General features: G+C 67.4%; 12 protein-coding genes. 7 read left to right on the top strand and 5 right to left on the bottom strand.

What is annotated here, in order from left to right; translation table 11 throughout:
• The first annotated feature begins 63 nt into the window (after window positions 1-63).
• The 5 genes from NX02_RS15025 to NX02_RS15005 are packed head-to-tail and all read left to right on the top strand — an operon-like array spanning window position 64 to window position 5,981.
• Window positions 64-1,872 (top strand): aromatic amino acid ammonia-lyase, encoded by a 1,809-nt coding sequence (locus NX02_RS15025; protein WP_025293023.1) that lies wholly within the window; start codon window positions 64-66, stop codon window positions 1,870-1,872.
• 22 nt (window positions 1,873-1,894) lie between these two features.
• Window positions 1,895-3,793, top strand: a complete 1,899-nt coding sequence (locus NX02_RS15020; protein WP_025293022.1) for an aromatic amino acid ammonia-lyase — start codon at window positions 1,895-1,897, stop codon at window positions 3,791-3,793.
• Window positions 3,794-3,802: 9 nt separating this feature from the next.
• A complete protein-coding gene (locus tag NX02_RS15015) occupies window positions 3,803-4,804 on the top strand; it encodes an ornithine cyclodeaminase family protein (RefSeq protein ID WP_025293021.1) in 1,002 nt (333 codons plus the stop codon).
• Window position 4,805: 1 nt separating this feature from the next.
• A complete protein-coding gene (locus tag NX02_RS15010) occupies window positions 4,806-5,588 on the top strand; it encodes a phosphate/phosphite/phosphonate ABC transporter substrate-binding protein (protein ID WP_039996611.1) in 783 nt (260 codons plus the stop codon).
• Between the two features lie 18 nt (window positions 5,589-5,606).
• Entirely contained in the window at window positions 5,607-5,981 is a 375-nt protein-coding gene (locus NX02_RS15005) for a cupin domain-containing protein (protein ID WP_025293019.1), read from the top strand.
• 216 nt (window positions 5,982-6,197) lie between these two features.
• Here the strand turns inward: NX02_RS15005 and NX02_RS15000 are convergent, their stop codons facing one another.
• From NX02_RS15000 to NX02_RS14990, 3 genes are read right to left on the bottom strand one after another with little or no spacing between them, the layout of a single operon-like run.
• Complete coding sequence (locus NX02_RS15000; protein ID WP_025293018.1) at window positions 6,198-7,259, bottom strand: heme-dependent oxidative N-demethylase family protein; 1,062 nt, start codon at window positions 7,257-7,259, stop codon at window positions 6,198-6,200.
• A 13-nt stretch (window positions 7,260-7,272) separates the two neighbouring features.
• Entirely contained in the window at window positions 7,273-8,220 is a 948-nt protein-coding gene (locus NX02_RS14995; protein ID WP_084717807.1) for a PDR/VanB family oxidoreductase, read from the bottom strand.
• The gene (locus NX02_RS14990) at window positions 8,217-8,798 is read right to left on the bottom strand and encodes a C1 domain-containing protein (protein ID WP_025293016.1); all 582 of its coding nucleotides are present in this window, start codon (window positions 8,796-8,798) and stop codon (window positions 8,217-8,219) included. The genes NX02_RS14995 and NX02_RS14990 overlap by 4 nt, the downstream gene beginning before the upstream one ends.
• Before the next feature lie 183 nt (window positions 8,799-8,981).
• On the opposite strand from NX02_RS14990, the gene NX02_RS14985 reads away from it, so the two are divergent.
• Both NX02_RS14985 and NX02_RS14980 read left to right on the top strand, forming a co-directional pair.
• Window positions 8,982-10,115, top strand: a complete 1,134-nt coding sequence (locus NX02_RS14985; protein ID WP_025293015.1) for an aminomethyl transferase family protein — start codon at window positions 8,982-8,984, stop codon at window positions 10,113-10,115.
• A 285-nt stretch (window positions 10,116-10,400) separates the two neighbouring features.
• The gene (locus NX02_RS14980) at window positions 10,401-11,366 is read left to right on the top strand and encodes an IS110 family RNA-guided transposase (protein WP_025290252.1); all 966 of its coding nucleotides are present in this window, start codon (window positions 10,401-10,403) and stop codon (window positions 11,364-11,366) included.
• Between the two features lie 63 nt (window positions 11,367-11,429).
• On the opposite strand, the gene NX02_RS14975 is transcribed toward NX02_RS14980, so the two are convergent.
• Together NX02_RS14975 and folD are read right to left on the bottom strand one after the other, a co-directional pair.
• Window positions 11,430-11,795, bottom strand: a complete 366-nt coding sequence (locus NX02_RS14975) for a dihydroneopterin aldolase (RefSeq protein WP_025293014.1) — start codon at window positions 11,793-11,795, stop codon at window positions 11,430-11,432.
• Window positions 11,796-11,800: 5 nt separating this feature from the next.
• Window positions 11,801-12,661 carry a bifunctional methylenetetrahydrofolate dehydrogenase/methenyltetrahydrofolate cyclohydrolase FolD gene (gene folD, locus NX02_RS14970; RefSeq protein WP_039996610.1) on the bottom strand — a complete coding sequence of 287 codons (861 nt, stop codon included), beginning with the start codon at window positions 12,659-12,661 and terminating at the stop codon, window positions 11,801-11,803.
• Window positions 12,662-12,667: the final 6 nt, after the last annotated feature.

The raw sequence follows: 12,667 nt of genomic DNA, 5'->3' as shown, positions 1-12,667 counted from the left end.
GGGTGCCCGCGGCGGTCGCGCCGCGGGCACCCGATTATCGGGTTTACGGAGAGATCTAATCCCATGGCTTTGAAGACGATCTTCGCCGGCGCGTTGGCGTCGCTGTGCCTTGTCGCGGCGACGCCGGCGATGGCGGGTGCCAATGATCCGCAGGCGCCGCTCGCCTACGCGCCGATCAGCTATGACGCGACGAGCGAGACGATCGCGCTGACCGGTCGTGACATGACCATCGAGCAGCTCGTCCGCATTGCGCGGCATGGCGCGAAGGTCTCGCTGACCGCCGAGGCGCGCAAGCGCTCGGCCGATGCCTATGGCCTGCTGCTGCAGGCCGCGGCCGAAGGCGTCAGCGTCTATTGGTTCAACCGCGGCGCCGGCGCGCAGCGCGAGACGGTGATCTTCTCGGGCGATCCGACGACGCCGGAGAACACCGCCCTGCTCAAGGCCCGCCAGCTCGCCTCGTTCGCGCGCGGCGAGGGCAGTTCCTACGGCCCCGAGGTTGCGCGCGAGGACATCGTTCGCGCGATGATGGCGATCCGCGCCAATGCGATGAGCTATGAGGCTGCCAGCCCGCAACTCACCCAGATGCTCGTGGACATGATCAACGCCGGGATCACGCCGGTGGTCGGCAGCGCGGGAACGCTGGGCGAGGGAGACCTCGCCCAGCTCGCCGACATCGGCCGCGCGATGGTCGGCAAGGGCTATGTCTATTACAAGGGCAAGCGCATGGCCGCGGCCGAGGCGCTGGGCGCCGCCGGGCTCAAGCCGCTCGAACCCTTCGGCGCGGACGACGCGGCGCTGGTCAGCACCAACGCCTATTTCACCGCGCAGACCGCGCTGCTGGTGGCGGATACCGAAAATCTGCTCAACTGGATGGACATCGATACCGCGATGGCCCTGCTGGGGATGAATTCCAGCGTCTCGCCGCTGTCGATGCCGGTACAGAGCAACCGGCCCTTCCCGTGGCTCAACTGGGATGCGCGCCGCGTGCTCGATATGGTGAAGGGCAGCTATCTGCTCGATGCCGATCCCAAGCGCATCATCCAGGATCCGGAATCGCTGCGCGCCACCACCCAGCGCACCGGCTCCGCCTGGCAGAGCTGGGCGGACGTGCGCGACAGCGTGCTGATCGCGATGAACTCGTCCGATCACAACCCCGCCGTCCGCCCCGGCCTCAAGCCGACGGACAGCTGGGAACTGGCGACGCCGCAGATGATGAAATTCTACGTCAAGGGCGGCAAGCTGAGCGGAGGGCAGGGCGGCTACATCTTCTCCAACGCCAATTGGGATCCCTATCCGCTCTCGAACCAGGTCGAGGGGCTGACGATCGCGATCGCCAATATGGGGCTGGTGCTGACCCAGCGGATCGAACGCTTCACCAACCCCTTCTTCACCGTGATCCGTCCGGCGGACGTGATGACGCCCGAGCAAGTCTCTGCGCTGCCCTTCGCCGGCGGCTATCTGCCGGCGGACATCTGGATCGAGATCACCGGCCTCATCAATCCGGTCGTGCCGCAGGGCCAGCCGATCGTGATGACGGTGGAGGATCTGCAGGCCGAAACGCGTCTCAAGGTCGCTCGCGCGCGGCAGGCGGTGGACCTGACCACCCATCTGCTGGCGCAGGACATCATCACCTCCACCAACTGGATGGAAGTCCGCAAGGCGCAGGATCCCGCCCGCCAGTTCGGCACCGTGCCGACCGCGGCGCTGGCGGGGCTCCGCACGGCGATGCCGCTCGGCAACGCCAACGGGCGCGGCTATTCGGTCAGCCGCGCGGTGGTCGACTATATCCAGGCGACCCCGGCGACGCGCTTCCTCTCGGGCGGTGCGCCGATGCCCGCCACGATGCCGCTGCCGGTCGCCCAGAAGCACTGAGCATCCTGACGTGGGGGGAACGATGATGACGAGCAGCCTGGGTTTGCGGCGCCTGCTCGGCGTCATCGCCCTCACCACCGGTTTCGCCGCGGCACCCGCCGCGGCGCAGACCTCGGCCCCGGTCGAAAGCCGGGTCGAACTGCCCTACCGCGCGATCGTGCCGAGCAAGGCCGGCGAGACGGTGGTGCTCACCGGCCATGACCTGACAATCGACGATCTCGTCGCAGTCGCGCGCTATGGCGCGAAGGTGAAGGTCGGCGACGAACTGCGCGCCGGTGCCGCCGCTGCCTATGGCCTGCTGCTGCAGGCTCAGGCGGAAGGCGTGCCCGTCTATCTGTTCAACCGCCGGCCGGGATCGCGGCGCGAGGAAGTGTCGCTGGAAGGCGCGCCGGATTCGGAGAGCTATCGCGTCGAAATGGCGCGCCGCTATGCGCAGCGGCCGCCCAGCCGGCTGCCCTTCGGCTTCGGGCCCGATATCCCCGAGGAAGACGTCGGCCGGGCGATGCTCGCGGTCGATCTCAACAATATGCGCTACCTCGCCGCCAGCCCCGCCTATGTTGACGGCATCGCGGCGCTGCTCAACGCCGGCGTGACGCCCGCGGTCTATTGGCGCGGCGCGATCGGCGAGGCCGATTTCGTGCCGACCGGCCAGGTGCTGCAGGGCCATGGCTTCGCTTATTATCGCGGCCGGAAGATGGTTGCGGCGGACGCGCTGCGCGCGGCCGGGCTGAAGCCCGTCCAGCTTTCGGGCGGAGACGGCGCGCTCGTCACCACCAGCGCGCTCACCGCCGGCTTCTCGGCGCTGCTCGTCCATGACCTGCGGCAGATGCTGCAATGGCACGACGTGCTGTGGGCGATGAACCTCAACGGCATGAACGGCAGCATCGGCCCGATGACCCTGCCGGTGCAGTCGACGCGGCCTTTCCCCTGGCCCAATTTCGCCGCGAAGCGCGTGCTCGACATGCTGAAGGGCAGCTATGTCTTCAACGGCGAGCCCCGCATCATCCAGGATCCCGAGAGCCTGCGCGCGACGGTGTGGCGGGTCGGCAGCCTGTGGGAAAGCTGGTCGCGGCTGCGCGACAATGTGCTGATCCAGCTCAACTCGACCGACCACAACCCCACCGTCCGCCCCGGCTTTTCGCCCGGGGACAGCTGGGAACTGGCGACGCCGCAGATGATGAAATATCATGTGAAGGGCGGTCGCTGGAGCAACGGCCAGGGCGGTTACATCCTCTCGAATTCCGATTGGGATCCCTATCCGCTGGTCGACAATGTCGAGCAGGTGTCGATCCCGCTGACCAATTTGATGGTCGCGGTGGTCGAGCGCATCCATCGCTTCGAGGATGTCTTCTTCACCGGGACCGACGCGAAGGCGGTGCTCGCGCGCAACGGCGGCAGCGAGGGCGTCGGCAATGGCGGCGGGGGCGGCGGCATCGCCGATGCGCTATGGCAGGAACTCAAGCCGCTCGCCAACCCGATCGCGCCCGACGGCGTCACCGCCGATCGCGGGGTGGGCGATCTCGACGCGGTGCCGATGCTCAAGCTGATGCGGCTGCGCCAGGCGATGCATGTATCGCAGGACATCATGGGGCAGGATCTGCTCAACGCCGCCTTCTGGATGGACGTCCGCGCGCTGGAGGATCCCCGCCGCACGTTCGGCGACACGGCGACCGCCGTGCTCGCCGCCTTCCGCACGCAGGTGCCGTTCCGCCAGCCGGCGGCCGGAAGCCAGCTCGGCGTTGCCGGAAGCAGCGCCAACGCCGATGTCGGTGGCGTCGAACTGACCGACGCGCCCGGCAACCTCGCCGCGCGCTTCCTGCGCGAGCATGCGCCCACCGACTTCTATGCCGACCGCACCGTCGCGATGCCCGGCGGCGCACCCCGCATCCCGCGCGCCGACCCTGCCCGCAGCGACAACTGAACGGCGCGCATGGATCCGATCTACATCGACTATCTCAATCGCCTCGATGTCGAGGCGATCGCGCTCGACGATGGCGAGATCCTCGCCGCGATCGAATCCAGCCTCGCGGCGCAGGGGCGCGGCGAAACCGTGATCGAGCCGCGCGTCCACCTGCAGCCGGGGGTGTCCGAGGGGCATTTCAATGTGCTTCGGGGGGCAATGGCGGGGCAGGTGGATGCCGCCGGCGTCAAGGTGGTCGGCGATTTCGTCGGCAATTACCGGCTCGGGCTGCCCTCCGAACTCGCGATCCTGATGCTGTTCGATCCGGCGACGGGCGTGCCCCGCGCGATGCTCGACGCCAGCGGCATCACCGACATGCGCACCGGTGCGGTGACTGCGATCGGCGCCAAGCATCTCGCCCGACGGGGCTCGCGCATCCTCGCGCACATCGGCGCGCGCGGCACCGCCTATTGGAATGTCCGCCTGCTTTCACGCCTGTTCGATTTCGACGAGATCCGCGTGCATTCGCGCCGGCCCGAAAGCCGCGATGCTTTCGCCGCGCGGCTTGAACGGGATCTGGGGCGGCCGATCATCGTCACCGGCGACTGGGAAAGCTGCGTGCGCGATGCGAACATCGTCGTCGAAGCTTCCCGGCTCAGCGCGCCGGCGCCGCTGCTGCGTACCGAATGGATCAAGCCGGGTGCGCTCGTCATTCCCTATGGCACGATGAGCGCGGTCGAACTCTCGCTGACCGACGTCATGAGCAAGATCGTCGTCGATGATTGGGGGCAGTGCCGCACCGGGCAGTTCGGCGCGCTGCGCGCGCATGTCGAAGCCGGCCGGCTGAGCGACGCCAATCTCCACGCCGAACTCGGCCAGATCGTCGCGGGACTTCGCTCGGGACGGGAGAGCGAGGCGGAAACCAACCTGTTCTGGCACCGCGGCCTTTCGTTGTCGGATATCGCGCTCGGCCATGCGATGCTCGAGAAGGGCCGTCGCCTGGGGATCGGCCAGCGCCTGCGGTTCGCCTGAGATGGCGCTGATCGCCAACGCGCGGATGTATGCGGTCAATCCGGAGGCAGCGGCGGCGTGGAAGGCGCTGTTCGCCTGGCTGTCGCGCGCAAGCGGCGTCGCGCTGGAGCTTATCGACCATGCCTATCCGGCGCGGCTGTCTGCTCTTTGGGAGCGGCCGGATCTCGGCTGCGGCTTCGTCTGCGGATTGCCCTTCCTGCTGCGCGACGACCGGCTGCAACCGGTCGCCGCACCTGTGCCGGCAGGCGCCGGCGGCCCGGTCTATGCCACGCATTTCGTCGTGCGGCGTGACCATCCCGCGCAGCGGCTGCAGGATCTGGCCGGTGGCCGGATCGGCTTTACCGCCGACGATTCCCAGAGCGGCCTCGGCGCGCCGCGCCATCATCTGATGGGTCTGCGCGGGGGCAGCCAGCCCTTGTTCGGCGCGACGGTCGGGCCACTCGTCACCCCACGCCGCGTCGTCGAGGCGCTGGCTGAGGACCGCATCGATGTCGGCCCTCTCGACAGCTTCGCCTGGGCGCTGATCGCCCGGCACGAGCCCGACCTCGCCGCGCGCTTCCGCGTCATCGCCTCGACCGACCCCACGCCGATGCCGTTCCTCGCGGCGGCAGGAGGTGTCGATGCGAAGACCGTTGCGCTGATGCGCACGGCGCTGCTCGGTTTCGACGATCCCGCGATCGCCGACGCGCTATGCCTCACGGGTTTCGCGCCGGTCGGTGTCGCCGCCTACGACGTCATCGCCCGCCGCTGGCACGAGGCCGCGGCCGAGCCACTTTCACGATGAGGAAGGAAGGGAGACGTCATGGCGCAAATGCTGTTCAAACTTGATCCGGCAGGCAGCGGCAATGGCCGCGAGATCCGTGGCCCCGCCACGCTGGGCGAGATCGTCGAGGGCGAATGCCTTCAGGTCCTGGATGTGTTCATGGCGAGCGAGCAGGGCAATTTCCTCGCCGGCGTCTGGACCTGCACGCCGGGTACGATGAAGCTGACCGACTATCCGTTCAACGAGATGGCGGTGCTGATCGAGGGCCGCATCGAGATCACCGACGCGGATAGCGGCGAGACGACGCGGTTCGGCCCCGGCGAGGCGCTGGCGATCAGCAAGGGCTTCCGCGGCACCTGGCACATGCCCGAAGCGGTGCTGAAGCGGTTCGCGGCGGAGATTCCGAAGGCTTGAAGGCCGGCACGGATTTCGTTTTCTTCGTCGCTCGGGGCAAACGGGAAGGCTGAGTTTCTCCGTTCGTCCCGAGCGACGTCGAGGGACGAGTCACGCGACGAATGTTGCCGGTTGGTCGCCTTCATTGTGCAGGAAGCTGTTTTCGCGGGACTCGCCCCTCGACTTCGCTCGGGGCGAACGGAGAAGGGATCGTCAAGGACGAAGCCCCCGAAAACCCTACCCGGCCAGCCGATCCACCTCCGGCGCGATCCCCGGCGATGTCGGCTCGCCATCATCGAACGCTGCGAGATGGTCCAGCGCGATCTGCCGATAGCGGTTGAGCCCCTTATAGGCTTCAAGATCGGGATGGATGTCGCGCAGCACGCGGTGCAGGCGGCGGCCCCATTTGGGCACGCGGGCGAGTTCGTCGATGCTCGCGAGATAGCAGCGGATACCGAACAGGATGCCGTTGGAGCGCGGCAGCCGGAACAAGGTCTGCAGTTCGACGCGCAGATGCAGCTTGCCGCCGACATTCCGTCGCGTGATCGTGGTGCGGTCCGGGCCCCAGATCGGGTAGTTCTCGGGCGAGGTGTCGAGCCGCGGGTTGACCGTCATCGTCCAGTTCAGCCGCCGCACCGGCTTGCCATATTGCAGGCGCAGCAGGAATTGCAGCGCGCGGTCGAACACGCCCATCTCGTGCGCCAGCGGCACCGGCCCATGCCATTCGTGGAAACTCATGCCGGCGTTGAATTCCAGCGACCAGTCCGCCTGCGTCGTCACCATGCCGCCGTCGACGTAGAGATTGTTGTCGCGCTGGTCCTGCAGCGTGTAATCGCCCTGCGCCTGACGGGTGATATATTCGAACGGTTCGTACGGCAAAGTCGTCGGATCGCCGAAGATGAAGCTGTCCTCGATCCCCAGCGGCCGATTGGTCCACGTCCAGCGCTGGCGATCGCGCGCGAGCTGGAAATGCTCGGGATAGTCGTGCGCAAGGCTTTCCATGATCAGTTCGAGCGTGTCCCACTGCGCGGGCATCATGTGCGGCAGCACGATGCAGCGATTGGGATCCTGCTCCAGCACGAGCGCGCGCTCGCGGCACTCGGCGACATAATGCTCGTCGATGTCGAACGCCGCCTGGAACGCCTCGGTGGGCCCGCCGCGGACATGCGGCTCGATGTTCACCGAATACATGTATTTGTCTTCGGCGAACGGGAACGGGAAGCGCAGGATAGCTGCTTCGCTGTTTGCGTAGCGGAAATCCTCGCGGAAGGTTTCGTCGGGCTTGAAGCGGATCGTCATCGGCGGGTCCGGTCTAGAGATCGAGGGTGAGCGACGGCGTCAGCGCGCGCGAGACGCAGGGCATCACCAGCCCGCCCCCGGCCTTTTCCGCGTCGCTCAGAAAATGGTCGCGATGCTCGGGGGTTCCCGCCAGCACGCGCGTCAGGCATTCGCCGCAGGCACCGCCGCGGCACAGCGACCGAACCGGCGCGCCGGCGGCTTCGAGTGCCTCCAGCATCGATTCCGCCTCGCCCACCGCCACCTCGATGCCGGTGCGGGCAAGCTGCACCCTGAACGGCGCCCCGCCGGTGGCACCGAAGCTTTCGAGGTGGATGCGGCCCTTGGGCCAGCCCAGCGCCAGCGCGGTTTCGCGCACGCCGTCCATCAGGCTGGACGGGCCGCAGGTGTAGACATGCGTGCCCAGCGGCTGGCGCGCCAGCAGGTCGGGGATCGACAGCGCATCGCGCGCCGGATGGATGTGGACGTTGTGGCTGGCATGCGGCGCCAGCAGCGCCTCGAACACGGCAATCTCGTCGGCGCGCACTAACAGGTGGAATTCGAAGCGCTCGCGCCGCTGCTCGAGCACCGGCAGGAAGGAGAGGAAGGGCGTCACCCCAACCCCGCCGGCGATCAGCAGATGCTTGCGCGCGCGTGCCTGCAGCGGGAACAGGCTGTTGGGGCGGACGGCGTCGAGAACGTCGCCTTCCTTCAGCATCTCGTGGATGAAGGCCGATCCGCCCCGCGACAGTTCGGTGCGGCGCACGACGATCTCGTAGCGCGATCGATCCTCGATCGATCCGGTCAGCGAATAGGAATTGCGCAGCGACGCCGCGCTCGCCGGCAGCATGATCGGCAGGTGCGCGCCGGGCAGCGGCGAGGGGAGGAGGCCGCCGTCGGCGGCTTCGAGGACGATGCGCTTCAGCGTCCTGGCGAGCGGCTCGACGGCGCGCACGCGCAGGGCGATCGGGTCGATGAGGATCACGGGTAGATGGTCTCGATCTCGGGAATGTCGCCGGGCACTTCGGCATCGACCTGCACCCCGGCGAAAGCATTCAGGCGGCGCGAGAAATGATCGCGCACGAACAGGCGCGCGCCGCAGCCCGAGCAGGCGACGATGTTGGTCGTGACGCCGTCGATGATCGTGCGGCAATGGGTGCAATAGACGCGCCGCGCGCTGCTGCCATGCGCGAACAAGCGCACTTCTTCCGGGCCCATGCCCGCTTCCTCGGCAACGGCGTGGACCGCCCACAGGAAGGGTTCGCGCCCGATCGCGCGGAGGCGCAACCCCATCGTTTCGCGGCCCAGCCGATGGCGCAGCGCGGTCAGCATGTGCTGCTGCGCGCGGAAGCGCTGGTCGCGCGCATCCTTGCCGGCCACCGGGATCGCCTGGCTGTTGCCGGCGATCGTCCAGCGCTCGTCGAAGGATGATGCAGTGATCCCCTCGGCAAAGGCCGCGTGCGGAAGCGGCTCCGCGTCCGATAGCAACAGAGTGTAACGCGCAACGGCGTCGATTCCGAGCGGCGCATAGCGCGGCCTGCTCTTGATTCCCTGATCAATCATGGGCTTGCGCCAACGCCGTTCCCCAACCCGGATCCTTGATTACTTTCCTATCAAGAAAAAAGTTTGTCAATGAGTGATCGATTGATGCACGATGTTCGCGATGACCGAATCCGCCCGAACGAGCTTGCGCCCTGCTTGTCCGCGGTGTGGATCATGGTCGAAACTCCAGCAAGAAGGCCGACGATGACGAATTCCTGGCGAACCACCGCCCTTGCAGAGCGGCACCGCGCGCTCGGTTCGAACCTCGAAGACTGGATCGGGATGCCGACCGCCTGGTTCTATGATCATGATCCGTCCGAAGACCATGTCGCGATCCGCACGCGCGCGGGGTTGATGGACGTTTCGGGCCTGCGCAAGCTCCACCTGACCGGCCCGCACGCCACGGCGATCCTCGATCATGCGACGACGCGCAATGCCGAGAAGATCATGCCGGGGCGGTCCGCCTATTGCTGCTTCCTGAGCGAGGAAGGCACCTTCATCGACGACGGCATCCTCTATCGCAAGGGGCCGAACGACTGGTTCGTCGTCCATGGCGGCGGCAGCGCGCATGATGTGCTTGCCCCCGCGGTGGTCGGCCGCAACGCCGCGCTGCTGTTCGACGACGACCTCCACGACATCTCGCTGCAGGGCCCGCTCGCGGTCGACTATCTCGCCCGGCATGTGCCTGGCATCCGCGACCTCGCCTATTTCGGCCATGTCTCGACGACCTTGTTCGGCAAGCCGGTGATGATCTCGCGCACCGGCTATACCGGCGAGCGCGGCTATGAGATTTTTTCCCGCGGGCGCGACGTCGTCGCGATTTGGGATCAGATCGTTGCGGAGGGCAAGGAGATGGGCATCGTTCCCGCCGCCTTCTGCGCGCTCGATGCGCTGCGGGTGGAAAGCTATTTGCTGTTCTTCCCGTTCGACAATTCGCAGGTCTATCCCTTCCCGCAGGGGCCGCAGGGCGACACCCTGTGGGAACTGGGCCTCGACTTCACGGTGAGCCCCGGCAAGACCGGCTTCCGCGGTGCCGAGGCGCATTACCGCGCCAAGGGCAGGGAGCGCTTCAAGATCTTCGGCATCGAGCTGGAATCGGACAAGCCGGCGGGCAATGGCGATCCGCTGTTCGACGGCGACAGGCAGGTCGGCGTGGTGACGCAGGGCATGGTCTCCACCCTCACCGGCCGCTCGCTTGGCATCGCGCGGCTGGATGTCGACAAGGCGGTGCCGGGCACGGTGCTGGACCTGCGCGGCGCGGAACTGACCGCGAAGGCGGTGGCGGCGGAACTGCCGTTCGATGATCCGAAGAAGCTGAAGCGCACGGCGAAGGGGTGAGTGGCGGTCTGGGGCGGTCTCGCAAGGGGACCGCCTCTAACCTCCGTTCGTCCCGAGCGACGTCGAGGGACGAGTCACACACACCAGATTTTCAGCGCGAACCCAATGTCCCTTGCATCTTGCGGTCAGCCCGATCTGGTAGTCCAGAAGGGCGACCGCCGGGGGTGGCCACCCCCGGCGGTCGGACGGACGGGACCGAGTGTCCCTTGGTTCGAGCCGTAGTCGAGATCGGTCCGTCCGTCCCTTCAAGTCTGGCCTGAACAGATGAAGGGGAGCAAGTCCCGTATGCAAGGAAAGGTCGAGGACAAGTCGCTGCCGGAGGTCCATGTCGGCGTCGATGTGAGCAAGGCCAATTTGGACATCCACATTCACCCGGTGGGCGAGCAGCTGCGGGTGAGCAACGACAGTGCCGGGCATGACCGCCTGGTCGAGGTGCTCGGCCGGTTCGCGGTGAAGCTGGTGCTGATGGAGCCGACGTCGCGCTATCATCGGGACGTCCAACGCCATCTGCATGATGCCGGACTGCCGGTGGCGCTCGTCAATCCGCTGAGGGCCAGGCTGTTCGCCGAGGCTGCCGGCAAACTCGCCAAGACCGATGCGATCGATGCCGCCATGCTGGCATTGATGGCCGATCGCTTCGGCCTCTCGGCATCCGAGCCGGTGAGCCGGCGGCAGGAGGAGCTTCAGGAACTCGTCAGCGCCCGCACCGCGGCGCTCGCCGAACAGACCGCGCTGCGCAACAGGCTCAGCGTCACGCAGGGCAGCTTCCTCAAGAGCGAACATAAAAGAAGGCTGAGCTCGATCGCCACGCATATCGATCGCATCGAGGTGAAGATCGAGGAACTGATCAAGGCTGATGCCGAGATGACGCGCAAAGCCAAAATCCTGCGATCCATCCCCGCCATCGGCCCCATCAGCACCCAGGCCTTCCTCTCATACCTCCACGAACTCGGCCGCATTACCAACAAGCAGGCCGCAGCCCTCGTCGGCCTCGCGCCCTTCGCCCGCGACAGCGGCGGCATGCGCGGCAAGCGATCCATACGCGGCGGACGCGCCGAGCTCAGATCCACCCTCTACATGGCCGCGCTCGTCGCCAGCCGCCGCAACCCCGACTTGAAGCGCTTCTACGATGGCCTTCTCGCGCGCGGAAAAGCTCCAAAGCTCGCCCTCATCGCCGTCGCACGAAAACTCGTCGCGCTTGCCAACACCCTCATCACCAAAAATCGCGTGTGGGCGCCCAAACCCGCTTGACCTGGAAGACAGATGCTCGACTGCGCTCGGGACGAACGGTGAAGGTGGAAACCAAGGCGGCAATCACTCCCGCCCCGCACGCCACACCGCACCCGCCACCGCGTCTCCCGGCATCGCCCCCGGCTTGGTCAGGCACACCCGCACGCGATGCACGCGCCGGTCCTCCAGAAGCGCATCCGCCAGCGTCATCGCGATGATCTCGACCAGGTCGTAATGCTGCGCCGCCAGCAGCCGCTCCACCGTGCGCGGCACGAGGTCGTAATCCACCGTCTCGCCGATCGTATCGGCGCGGGGCGGATCGACCTCCAGCTCGGCGTCGACCAGCAGGGTCTGCCGCGCGCGGCGCTCGTCCGGATAGATGCCGACGGAGGCGGCCACCTCCAGCCCGCGGACGAACAGCAGCATCCGGCCGGGCGCCGCCGCCATCATGGCGGTCAGGCGCGGCGCTGGCGCGCCGCTTCCACCGTGTTGCGCAGCAGGCAGGCGATCGTCATCGGGCCGACGCCGCCGGGCACCGGGGTGATCGCCTCGGCCTGCGCCGCGGCCTCGGCATAGGCGACGTCGCCGACGAGGCGGGACTTGCCGTCGTCGGTGGCGATGCGGTTGATGCCGACGTCGATCACGATCGCGCCGGGCTTGATCCAGTCGCCGCGGATCATCTCGGGGCGGCCGACCGCCGCCACGACGATGTCCGCGCCGCGCACGACATCGGGCAGGTCGCGGGTGCGCGAATGGGCGATCGTCACAGTGCAGTTCTGCTGCAGCAGCAATTGCGCCATCGGCTTGCCGACGATGTTGGACCGGCCGACGATCACCGCGTGCAGCCCGTCCAGCCTGGGCTGGACCGACTGGATCAGCAGCATCGCGCCATAGGGCGTGCAGGGGGCGATGCCGCCGCTGCCCGTGGCGACCAGCCCGACATTGATCGGGTGGAAGCCGTCGACGTCCTTGGCGGGATCGATCGCGCGCAGCACCTTGTCGCTGTCGATCTGCGCGGGCAGCGGCAACTGGACGAGGATGCCGTCGACCGCATCATCGGCGTTGAGCATGGCGACCAGCGCGAGCAGCTCCGCTTCGCTGGTGTCCACCGGCAGCTTGTGTTCGAACGAGGCCATGCCGACCTCGACCGTCATCCGCGCCTTGGAGCGGACATAGACCTGGCTGGCCGGATCCTCGCCGACCAGCACCACCGCGAGGCCGGGGGTGATGCCGGCCTGCTTCAGCGCGGCGGTCTCGTCCGCCACCCGCAGCCGCAGCGCCGCGGCGGCCGCCTTGCCATCGATGATCGTGGTCATGATCGG

This window comes from Sphingomonas sanxanigenens DSM 19645 = NX02 (genome assembly GCF_000512205.2).
In the GTDB taxonomy this organism is placed as follows: Bacteria; Pseudomonadota; Alphaproteobacteria; order Sphingomonadales; family Sphingomonadaceae; genus Sphingomonas_D; species Sphingomonas_D sanxanigenens.
The sequence above is the reverse complement of the archived record's forward strand: the minus strand, read 5'-3'. Positions and strand labels throughout refer to the sequence as shown.